General features: G+C 59.8%; 11 protein-coding genes. 3 read left to right on the top strand and 8 right to left on the bottom strand.

Features of this window, described 5'->3' with window-relative positions; genetic code table 11:
- The coding region (locus tag ACH2EH_RS18955; protein WP_395144093.1) for an NAD-dependent epimerase/dehydratase family protein at window positions 1-701 on the top strand (701 nt) is incomplete at its 5' end.
- On the opposite strand, the gene ACH2EH_RS18950 is transcribed toward ACH2EH_RS18955, so the two are convergent.
- From ACH2EH_RS18950 to ACH2EH_RS18925, 6 genes are all read right to left on the bottom strand, one after another.
- Window positions 661-1,578 carry an AAA family ATPase gene (locus ACH2EH_RS18950; RefSeq protein ID WP_395144091.1) on the bottom strand — a complete coding sequence of 306 codons (918 nt, stop codon included), beginning with the start codon at window positions 1,576-1,578 and terminating at the stop codon, window positions 661-663. The two genes, ACH2EH_RS18955 and ACH2EH_RS18950, sit on opposite strands and share 41 nt — an antisense overlap.
- Window positions 1,575-2,594: a Gfo/Idh/MocA family protein gene (locus ACH2EH_RS18945; protein ID WP_395144088.1), complete on the bottom strand. Its 1,020-nt coding sequence runs from the start codon at window positions 2,592-2,594 to the stop codon at window positions 1,575-1,577. The genes ACH2EH_RS18950 and ACH2EH_RS18945 overlap by 4 nt, the downstream gene beginning before the upstream one ends.
- A gap of 149 nt (window positions 2,595-2,743) precedes the next feature.
- On the bottom strand, window positions 2,744-3,412 hold the full coding sequence (locus tag ACH2EH_RS18940; RefSeq protein ID WP_395144086.1) for a hypothetical protein: 669 nt from the start codon (window positions 3,410-3,412) through the stop codon (window positions 2,744-2,746).
- A gap of 451 nt (window positions 3,413-3,863) precedes the next feature.
- Window positions 3,864-4,568: a formylglycine-generating enzyme family protein gene (locus tag ACH2EH_RS18935; RefSeq protein ID WP_395144084.1), complete on the bottom strand. Its 705-nt coding sequence runs from the start codon at window positions 4,566-4,568 to the stop codon at window positions 3,864-3,866.
- Window positions 4,569-4,572: 4 nt separating this feature from the next.
- The gene (locus ACH2EH_RS18930; RefSeq protein WP_395144082.1) at window positions 4,573-5,013 is read right to left on the bottom strand and encodes a type II toxin-antitoxin system VapC family toxin; all 441 of its coding nucleotides are present in this window, start codon (window positions 5,011-5,013) and stop codon (window positions 4,573-4,575) included.
- The gene (locus ACH2EH_RS18925; RefSeq protein ID WP_395144079.1) at window positions 4,985-5,227 is read right to left on the bottom strand and encodes a hypothetical protein; all 243 of its coding nucleotides are present in this window, start codon (window positions 5,225-5,227) and stop codon (window positions 4,985-4,987) included. Before ACH2EH_RS18925 ends, ACH2EH_RS18930 begins: the two co-directional genes overlap by 29 nt.
- Before the next feature lie 173 nt (window positions 5,228-5,400).
- Here ACH2EH_RS18925 and ACH2EH_RS18920 point away from each other — a divergent pair, with 173 nt between their 5' ends.
- A complete protein-coding gene (locus ACH2EH_RS18920; protein ID WP_395144077.1) occupies window positions 5,401-5,955 on the top strand; it encodes a Uma2 family endonuclease in 555 nt (184 codons plus the stop codon).
- Window positions 5,952-7,352 carry a glycerol kinase GlpK gene (glpK, locus tag ACH2EH_RS18915; protein ID WP_395144075.1) on the top strand — a complete coding sequence of 467 codons (1,401 nt, stop codon included), beginning with the start codon at window positions 5,952-5,954 and terminating at the stop codon, window positions 7,350-7,352. Before ACH2EH_RS18920 ends, glpK begins: the two co-directional genes overlap by 4 nt.
- 14 nt (window positions 7,353-7,366) lie before the next feature.
- Here glpK and ACH2EH_RS18910 read toward each other — a convergent pair whose 3' ends face one another.
- Together ACH2EH_RS18910 and ACH2EH_RS18905 are read right to left on the bottom strand one after the other, a co-directional pair.
- Entirely contained in the window at window positions 7,367-8,563 is a 1,197-nt protein-coding gene (locus tag ACH2EH_RS18910; RefSeq protein ID WP_395144073.1) for a redoxin domain-containing protein, read from the bottom strand.
- A 37-nt stretch (window positions 8,564-8,600) separates the two neighbouring features.
- Complete coding sequence (locus tag ACH2EH_RS18905; protein WP_395144072.1) at window positions 8,601-9,572, bottom strand: hypothetical protein; 972 nt, start codon at window positions 9,570-9,572, stop codon at window positions 8,601-8,603.
- Window positions 9,573-9,630: the final 58 nt, after the last annotated feature.

The following is a 9,630-nucleotide window of genomic DNA, read 5'->3' as shown; positions in this document are numbered from 1 at the left end:
GCGGGCGCATCGGGCCGCATATCCTGCCCACGTTCCATGGGCAGTTCGAGCTTAAAATTCTCGACAGAAATCCCATTCCCAGCGAGCCGGAGACCATTGTCGCGGATCTTTCGAGCATCGAGACACTCACGGCGGCGATGCAGGGTTGCGACACCGTGGTGCACCTCGCGGCAACGAGCGATGAGGCACCGTTTGTGGAGGAGCTGGTTCCCAACAATGTGGTCGGGCTCTACAATGTCTTTGAGGCAGCGCGGGCGGCAGGCGTGAAGCGGGTTGTCTTTGCGTCGACGGTGCAGGCGGTGAGCTACTACCCCCACGAGCACTCGGTTCAGGCCACCGATCTGCCGCGCTCGGTGAGCCTTTATGGTGTTACTAAAGCGATGGGCGAGACGATGGGGCGCTACTACCACGACAAGCACGGGCTGGAGTTTATCGCCGTGCGCATTGGCTGGTTTCTCGACTACGAGCACGAGCATCTAGCCAGCGGCAGAGCGAACTCCATCTGGCTCTCGCCCAAAGATGCCGCAAGCTTCCTCGCTCGCTGCGTCACGGCGGAGAACATCGGCTACGCGATTGTCCACGCCACTTCTAAAACCAACTTCGAGCGCCTAAGCTTGGCCCCCGCACGCGAGATACTCGGCTGGGAGCCTGAGGATGTGGTTACCGAGGTACAGCCACACTCGCCAGCGCCTGCTCGATGATCTGTGCGGGAAGCAGGCCGCTGTACTTAGCTTTCGTGTCGAGCTGGATGCGGTGGGCGAGCACGGGCACGGCGAGGGCGCGGATGTCCTCAGGAAGCGTGAAGTCTCGCCCCTCAGTGAGGGCGCGGGCCTGCGCCGTTCGGTAGAGGGTCAGTGAGGCACGGGGAGAGAGTCCTAGCCGGAGCCGCGCGTCCTTGCGAATTTCTTCCACCAGACGCAATAAGTACTGGGCGACCGCTTGATCCACCCGGACGCGGCGCACCGCGGTCTGCAAGTTTTTAACATCGTCCGTGGTCAGTACCGGCTGGAGCTGCTCCAACGGGTGGCCGTCGTTCTGGGAAAAGAGAATCGCCAGCTCATCGTCGTGGGTTGGATAGCCTAGTGCGAGCTGAATGGCAAACCGATCGAGCTGCGCCTCAGGGAGCGGGTAGGTGCCGTGGTACTCCACGGGGTTCTGGGTCGCGATCACAAAGAAGGGCTGCGGCAGCAAGCGCCGAACCCCCTCCACGGTTACCTGTCCCTCGCTCATCACCTCCAGCAGTGCGGATTGTGTACGCGGCGATGTCCGGTTGATCTCATCGGCCAGCAGGATGTGCGCAAAGACGGGCCCCTCGCGGAACTCGAAAATCCCCTCGGCGGGGCGGTAGAAGCTGGAGCCTGTGATATCGGCGGGAAGCAGATCGGGCGTAAACTGAATCCGCCGAAACGTGCCCTCAATCGAGCGAGCGAGCGCCTTGGCAAGAGTCGTCTTACCCGTGCCGGGAACATCCTCCAGGAGCACGTGCCCTCCTGCGAGAAGCGCGATCACCACCAGCCGGATCGCTTCGTTCTTGCCCCGAATCACACTGCTGAGATTGTCTTCGAGTTTCTGAATCAAAGAGGGAGTACCTGCACCTGTCCGCTGTCTGCGGCACGCTTGCCCGCTTCCAGAATCTCCTGGGCATCGCGAGAAACTTTGGCGCTACAGACCCCGGCCAGCGCCTCGCCCGTCTCAATGCAGTGGAGAAGATACTCCGGTGCAGCGCGGTACGGTGCTTCCAGTGGTGGCGGCTCCAGAATCTCCAGCGGCTTGCCCGGCTTCATCAAGTGCACTTTTCCGCCTTGCAGACACAGCGCGCCCTCGGAGCCATAGGCGTAGGGGTTGCCAGTAACATAGCCCGTGACCTGGGTCCAGCTCGCCTCCGCAACACAGTGTGCGCCTTTGTACCAGGCATCAATCAGGGCGTTGTCATCGGGGATCGGGTAGTCCTTGGCGAGAATGCCGCGCATGCCGATCACTTTCTCGGGGAGCCCCAGGAAGCGCGCCATCATTGCCGCGCCGTAGCAGCAGTAGTCCATGAACGCCCCGCCCCCATTTTTCTCCTCGTCGTAGAGCCAGCTCCAGAAGCTCTCATCGCAGCCGATCTCCTTGGGGCCGTTGTGTGCCGAGCGGTACTTGAAGTAGCGCAGCTCGCCGATTGCACCGGTGAGAATCAGCCGCTCCAGCTCCTGAAACGCGGGCGACCACGCCGTGGGCCAGTTCACCATGAGCTGTACCCCCGCTTTTTCGCACGCAGCCACCATCCGATTCGCCTGGGCCAGCGTGGCCGCCATCGGCTTCTCGGAGATCACATGGCAGCCCTTCGCCGCCGCCGCTTCCGTAATCTCGGCATGCGCGGAGTTCTCGGCGGCGATCTGGACAATATCCAGCTCCGCTTCACCCGCCAGCATCGCTTCCCAGGACTCATAAAGACGGGCCGCCGGGAACTTCTCGGCAAACCGCACCCGCAGGCGCTCACTCGCCTCGCCGACTGCCACAATCTCCACACGCCCCGTCGCGGCCCAGTGGCTCAGCTCGCCCCAGACATGATCGTGTACCAGCTTGGCCACACCAAGTTTATATACTTTGCTCATGGGGTTGGTGTTCGACAGAAAGAGGTGGGTTTCCTTTGTTTCCCCTCCCCCGGGTCAGGGAGGGGGAAACGCACCCAGCCCCCTCTTTAAATCTCCCCCTCCCTCCCGTTATCGGGAGGGAGGGGGGCAGGGGGGAGGGAGGGAAAACCCTACGGCAGGCTTCTGTAGAGGGCGCTGGTGCGGGGGAAGGTACCCCGGATACGCTTACGGTAGGCGAGAAAGACTTTCTGAAGGTCTTCGACACTCTTTTTGCGGTTCTGCTTTGCCTGATTTAGCGCTTGCTCGGCAGTCTTGAGGGTCGTGGCGGCGGCGCTCAGGGCTTGGACAGCGGCACTGTAGCGTGTGAGGGTGACCAGATCCTCCGTGCCGCCGAGGTCCACGAGCACGGTGAAGGGGAGAGTGAGCGAGGGGTAGCTCCCCGCAGGCAGGGCATTGACCCGCGTCCAGACATTCTCTATGTCGCGCAGGGCCACGAGCTGTTTCTGGACATCCTCGGTTAGGGAGGGAAGCGTTGCCGGGAGCTGCCGGGCTTCGTCGGAGCTTGGAACAACCCCTAGGATCCCCTTGCGCACCTGCCGCGCGATAGGAAGCGCCTCGGCACGGGCACTATCGCGCTGCCCAATGGCTCCCTGCCGGTCGTTCTCAGACGTGGTGATGGTGCCCTGAGCACTACTCAGCGCGTCTTTGAGGGATTGCAGCATATCTTGCGTCGTCCCGTCTTCCAGCACCAGTGCCTTCCCGAGCGCATTCTCCGCATCACTCCAGTGCTGAAGGAACTTCTCCGCTAAGGGAAGGTAGTCTGTTGTTGCCAGTGCCATCGTCGTTTTTTCTCCAGTCTAATCGAGAGTTACGAGCCTATCCAGCCCACGCCTATTTTATCTCACCTTTGAAATAACGAGCATTTTTTGCATAAAAATTGAGTCCACAAAATTTCCCATGTGTCCCACAAGATTTCTTGTGTTATCCACAAACTTTTCTATAAATTTATCAATCTTGAGACTTAGGCCCACAAATATTTTAACTTGCCCCACAAAAATTTTTATGCAATTATCATCAATGACAATTACACCCACAAATTTTTCCTTCTGTCGCAAATCTCGTGACGGGTTTCCGAGTGGTTGAAAATTCCTCGTATTCTCACGACGCATTCTTGCATTCTCACCACGGGATTTGCGACAGGTACAAATTTTTTGATGGTTTATGGCTATCTTTCTGCCTCTGAGACGGCTTCCCTTTTCCCAACGAGGCACGAGCATCCTGGGGAGATGGCTACGGAGAGGAAAGGCGAAATCCCCAGAGGAAATGCCCACGGAAGGGCTCGTCAAAGTTCCGGTCTGCGCAACGGAAGATGCTTGTGTAATCATATTGCCAGGAACCACCTCGTAAGGCCATGTAGTCACCCTGTGTAGCACCGATCGGGTTAGTCGTGGCATGTTTAGCGTACTCGCCAAACCAGTCGGTGCACCACTGCCACACGTTTCCCGCCATATCCACCAGGCCATAGCCGTTCACGAACACATCATTAGTGCGCTCTACCGGAGCCGTGCCCTCATCTCCGCTCGTCGGTGTCCACCAGAGCTGCTCCTTGGGCTCCTCATCGCCCCACGGATACTTCTTATCTTTTAAGCCACCCCGCGCCGCGTACTCCCACTGCGCCTCGGTTGGCAGCAGTAGCTCCGCCCAGTCCGCATAGGCTCTACATTCGTCCCAGCTCACGCTCACAATCGGATGATCCCGTACCGCGTCCCAGCCATCTTTCCAGACGGGGAAATCAGGCCGTTCTGGCATCTTTCTCTTGAGCTTCGCCTTCGCATACTCCTGCCACATGCCCACGGTTACCGGCGTACGCCCCATCTGAAACGGCGAGAGTGTTACCGTGAAGCCTTTCTGCTCAAAGCTCCCGCCAGGAATGGCTTGTAGCTGCGCTTTGTACTCCGCGAGGGTTACTGGAGCAGTGAAGATGGCCTTTTCCATAGGGCTATTCGGCGCTCCAGTCCTTTACCAACAGACCAGGCACTTTAGAGAAATCTTGTGTGTTGCGGGTGAGCAGCGTTGCGTTGTGCGCCAGTGCGGTGGCGGCGATCTTCAAGTCCATTGTCCCGATTCGGATACGCTGAACCCAGAGCGTCTGGAACAGATTGACCACCAGACTATCAAAAGAAACCAGCGGCGTGGTACTGTAGAAATGCAGTACCTCCTCCAACCTTGCGTAGTAGATGGCTTGCTGATCCATGGCACTGACGCGATTAAGCTGAGCAAGCCAACCACGCATCTGCTCCTCGTAGCTAACAACGCTCACGCAGACTTCACCTTCCGGTGCAGCAAGAACACGCTGCCGGATACGCTCCCCTTCAGCACCACTGCGTGCAAGAAGCGTGATGTGATCCGTATCAAGCAGGTACATCGGCACTGCTATCATCTTTCATGTAGTCGGGCACTTGCGCCTTACGGTACTCCTCGCCTGCTTTCACCGCTTCCTCAAAGAGGGGATCATCTTTGAAGGCACCAAAGATAGTATTGACCCATCGGTTATTACCTGTATCCATGCCCGAATCCACCACGGTTTGCGGTCGGCGTAATTTTTGCATCTCTCGCTCCAGAAGCGTCACGCGCTCCTCAATCGTCTGTGGCATTTCCCTTAGTTCTCCTGACTTCTGTTATATCGCCTCGTCGCAATGCGCAGCTAAAATGCCGCTTTGGGCACGTTCTCATTGACCTGAAGGTTCTGCGCCACATAGATCCAGCGACGGCGCAACATCGCATCTTGTTTTCGGTTCATGGGGACATTTTACGGTAAAATCTGAGTATGGCGACACAGATGCAACGTCCCCGGCTCCGGCTCACTCAGGCGCACGTCAAGCTCATGCTCGATGCCAGCCTCATCACGTCCCACGACTACGAACTCATTGACGGAGATCTCATTGCGAAAATGCCCCAGAACCAGCCCCACTCTGCCGCAAACGATAACGGCTACGACACTCTGACGACGCTTTTTGGCCGAGGCTTTGTCCAGCACTCCGCGCCTATCTACATCAACGACAGCACCTCGCCCGAGCCCGATCTTGCGGTATTAAAGCAGCACCGCCGCACCTACACGGACAATCCCTCAGCCTCGGAGTGCTCCCTGGTTGTGGAAGTCTCCGACTCCACGCTCAGCTACGACCGCACTACCAAGGCCGCGCTCTACGCCCACGCCGGAGTTCCTGAGTACTGGATCGTCAACCTCAACGCAAGAACGCTTATCGTCCACCGCGCGCCCACCGACGAAGGCTACGGCGAGCTCCGTACTCTGGCAGAAACCGACTCCGTCACGCCGCTCGGCCACTCTCCCTCCGTCGCCGTTGCGGACATGCTTCCATGATCCTAGCAATTGATAGCGGTACGACATCGTGCCGGACACTGGCTTTTGATGCGTCGGGGCGCTGTGTGGCGCTGGCGCAGCAGGAGTTGACGCAGCACTACCCGCAGCCGGGCTGGGTGGAGCACGATCCCGAGGAAATCTGGCGGGCGCAGAAGGCGACGCTGGACTCGGTGGTGGCGCAGGTAGGGAAGCAAAATATCCAAGCAATCGGCATCACCAACCAGCGTGAGACAGTCGTGGCGTGGGACAAACACACCGGCGAGCCGCTGGCACCCGCGATTGTCTGGCAGTGCCGCCGCACCGGGGAGCGTTGCCAGCAGTTAAAAGACGCGGGGCATGAGGCACTGATTCGGGCCAAGACAGGACTACTGCTCGATCCGTACTTCTCGGGCACCAAGATTCAGTGGCTGAGCCAACGCATTCCCATCGAGAACGCCGTCTTTGGTACGATTGACACCTGGTTGCTCTGGAAACTAACGCACGGCAAGAGCTTCGCCACCGACCCCAGCAACGCCTCACGAACGCTGCTCTACAATCTATATACCAATGATTGGGACGAAGAACTCCTCGGGCTGTTTGGAGTGGCACGAGCTTCCCTGCCCACAATTCAGCCATCGGGGAGCGTCTTTGGACACTGGGATGCCATCCCGATCTGCGGGATTCTCGGGGACCAGCAAGCGGCGCTCTACGGCCAGCAGTGCACCGAACCGGGTATGGCAAAGTGCACCTACGGCACGGGCTGTTTTCTGCTGAAGAATGCCGGGCTAGTCCCGCTATCGCCGCCTGGTGGTGGCATCTTGCAGACCGTGGCTTGGGAGAAAAACGGGGAGCTTACCTACGCCATTGAGGGCGCGGTCTTTGTCGCAGGGGCCGCTGTGCAGTGGCTTCGCGATGGGCTCGGGCTGATTGAAAGTGCCACCGAGACCGAGGCGCTCGCCCGCTCCGTGCCCGATAGCGGCGGCGTTGTCTTCGTGCCCGCGTTCACAGGACTGGGCGCTCCCTACTGGAACCCCGAGGCACGGGGGCTGATCTGCGGCCTCACCCGTGGCACGACCAAAGCGCACCTGGTCTACGCCACATTGGAGGCAATCGCGCAGCAAAATGCGGATCTGCTGGAGGCGATGAGCGGGATTCAAACACTGCGCGTGGACGGTGGCGCGTCCCGTAATAACTTTCTGATGCAGCTCCAGGCCGATTTGCTGGGAATCCCCGTGGAGCGCCCCGCGGAGACCGAGATTACGGCGTTTGGTGCGGCGCTCATGGCGGGACAGGCCGCAGATTTCTTTGGCGACACGGCTCCCTGGCGTGCAGAGCGTGTCTTCACCCCGCAGTTCACCGAGGGCGAGCGAGCCTATCGCCGGGAAACCTGGCGGCAGGCCGTGCTGCGCACACTCTAGTCTACGTGTGCCCTCTAGTCCATCGGAATACCGAGCTTCTTCAGCGCGGGCTCGACACCTTCGGGGATGGCTTTGGAGCCCACAAAGCTGGCAGCAATATTGCCCTCTTTGTCAATGATATACGTGGTGGGGATTCCGCTGACCTTGTAGAGCCCCTTCGCAACGTTTTCGGGCGCGCGCCCTAAGGGATCGAAGACCAACGGGAAGGTGAACTTCTCCTGGTTCTTGGGCACCCACTCCGCGTATTTTTCCTTCGTATCCCAGACACAGACCCCCAGCACCACGATATCGCTCCGGCCCTTGAGCTTCTGCCAGGTCTTCTCGATATGGGGCATTGTCACCATGCACGGCCCACACCAGGTCGCCCAGAAGTCCATCACGACGATCTTGCCTTTAAAGTCTGAGAGCTTCACGGGCTTACCATCGAGCGCATAGACCGTAAAGTCCGGCGCGGGAGTTCCCACGGCCAGCAGCGGCGGGCGTGGTGCGGCAGGTGCGGGCGTTGCGGCCTTGAAGGGCGTTATGCCAGGTGCGGGCGTGTAGGCGAAGGCTGTAATGACGGGCAGGTCAACATTTTTCTCGATCTTGTGAATCGTCGCCGTCGTGGTTGTCTTAGCCCCCTCACCAACTTGGATGCTCTGCACCTTCCGCCGTGCCAGCCCATCCTGCCCAAAGTAGAGCGTCCCGGTGTACTGGATCTTATTGGTTCCCAGCATCACGGAGTAGCGATAGCTCATTCCCGCGCACTTCTCACCGTCAATCGTCTCGGAGTCCGCGAGCTTTAGCTCCTCTAGGGCCTTGCGCTCTTTGTGCGAAGTGAACTGCGCCTTAAGCGTGCGCTTCTCACTGAAAAACCCATCCCAGGGCTCCACGCCAAGGCTCATCGTCGCAGGATTCGCCGCCAGGGCGGTGTAGGTCTTCCCACTCTGGCGTACGTACTGTTTGCCGTCGCTGAGCACCAGAGAGGTCGGCTGCTCGCTCTTTTTCCCCTCCGCATCTAGCATCCAGAGCTCGTAGCGCAGAAAGCCGGGCCGTCCCGCCAGCACCTGCGAGACCGTTCGGCGCGTCTGCGCCGCACTCTGCGTCGTGATCTCGCCCTCGGCCTTGAACGAGTTCAGGCCTGCCAGCGCCTTCTCATTGGCTGCGAGCAGCGCCTCGGCGCGTGGGTCAATGGCATCCTGAACCAGAAAAACAATGGCTGGTAAAAACATAACAAATCCCTCCTGCCCTCAGTATAACGGAAATACATCAGTTTTTGGGATCGCAGATAGCGGTGAGCACCACATCTCCGGCGGCGGGGGCTTGGGAGAAGAGGCCCCAGACGACCTCGCCGGTGGCGGGGTCTTCCTCGCCGTTGGTCTGGAGGAGCTTGCCGGGGAGCTTGGCCTTGATGAGTATCGCCACCAGGGCATCGTCGTTTTTATCGCCCGAGGGGCCTGCGTCGACCTGTTTTTTGGTCTTGTCCTTGACACTCTGCGTGAGGGCGACGATAACTTTCTGCGTGGCCATGCGCCGCTCGGAATCGGTAAGTTTCTCACCCAGAGCGGCCTTCAGCTCCGCATCCACTGCAAGGGCGAGGTGCTTCTTGAGCTTGAACTCTCCCAGCTCCGGGTGGGTGATCAGCAGGCCCAGAAGCGGCTCACCAGGGCCAAAGAGTGCCTGCCAGAGCCGCAGATGAAGACGAGTAGCCATCGTGGCCTGCGCCGCTTTATCGAGCGCGGGAACCGTGGCGGCGAGCAGGGCGAGCATCTCAGGCTCGGGGGTGGCCAATTCGGTGGGTTTGGCACCACGCCAGCGGATCACCTCGCGGTACTCCAGAGTGCCGTTGGGGAGGGTGCGCACCGAGAGCGTGTTGCCCAGGGTCGGGGTGGGGAGTGTCCCCTGGGGCGCGTCTTTCTTGGGCGGCGACTTGAGCGCGAGGTCGTCGGAGAGCGTCTCCCCGGCGGCGAAGGCACGGGTGGCCGTCACGATCAGGTCGCTCTCGCTCTTGGGGTCTTTCTCGCGAGTCACTTTCCAGCCAGGCGTTCGGGGCGGGGCGATCAGGTCATCCAGCGACGGCCCCATCGTGAAACCATCGGTGCTGGGCGCACTGCCCCGGTAGACCACGGTACGCACAAAGGAACCATCGGCCTTCACCTCAGTGTTCGTGGCAATGCGGGCACAGCCACTCAGCAGTAGCAGAACGCTAGTGGCGCTGAACCAGTGTAACTTTTTCGGCAAGCTCATCCTCGCTCCTGAGGCGATTGTACTCCGCCTCCAGCTCATCGAAGGCACTCTC

This window comes from Armatimonas sp. (genome assembly GCF_043760365.1).
GTDB lineage: Bacteria > Armatimonadota > Armatimonadia > Armatimonadales > Armatimonadaceae > Armatimonas.
The sequence above is the reverse complement of the archived record's forward strand: the minus strand, read 5'-3'. Positions and strand labels throughout refer to the sequence as shown.

Bases quoted from the DNA above. Each gene is read 5' to 3' on its own strand.
- ACH2EH_RS18945 (WP_395144088.1), bottom strand. From the start codon at position 2,594: ATGAGCAAAGTATATAAACTTGGTGTGGCCAAGCTGGTACACGATCAT.
- ACH2EH_RS18940 (WP_395144086.1), bottom strand. From the start codon at position 3,412: ATGGCACTGGCAACAACAGACTACCTTCCCTTAGCGGAGAAGTTCCTT.
- ACH2EH_RS18935 (WP_395144084.1), bottom strand. From the start codon at position 4,568: ATGGAAAAGGCCATCTTCACTGCTCCAGTAACCCTCGCGGAGTACAAA.
- ACH2EH_RS18930 (WP_395144082.1), bottom strand. From the start codon at position 5,013: ATGATAGCAGTGCCGATGTACCTGCTTGATACGGATCACATCACGCTT.
- ACH2EH_RS18925 (WP_395144079.1), bottom strand. From the start codon at position 5,227: ATGCCACAGACGATTGAGGAGCGCGTGACGCTTCTGGAGCGAGAGATG.
- ACH2EH_RS18920 (WP_395144077.1), top strand. From the start codon at position 5,401: ATGGCGACACAGATGCAACGTCCCCGGCTCCGGCTCACTCAGGCGCAC.
- glpK (WP_395144075.1), top strand. From the start codon at position 5,952: ATGATCCTAGCAATTGATAGCGGTACGACATCGTGCCGGACACTGGCT.
- ACH2EH_RS18910 (WP_395144073.1), bottom strand. From the start codon at position 8,563: ATGTTTTTACCAGCCATTGTTTTTCTGGTTCAGGATGCCATTGACCCA.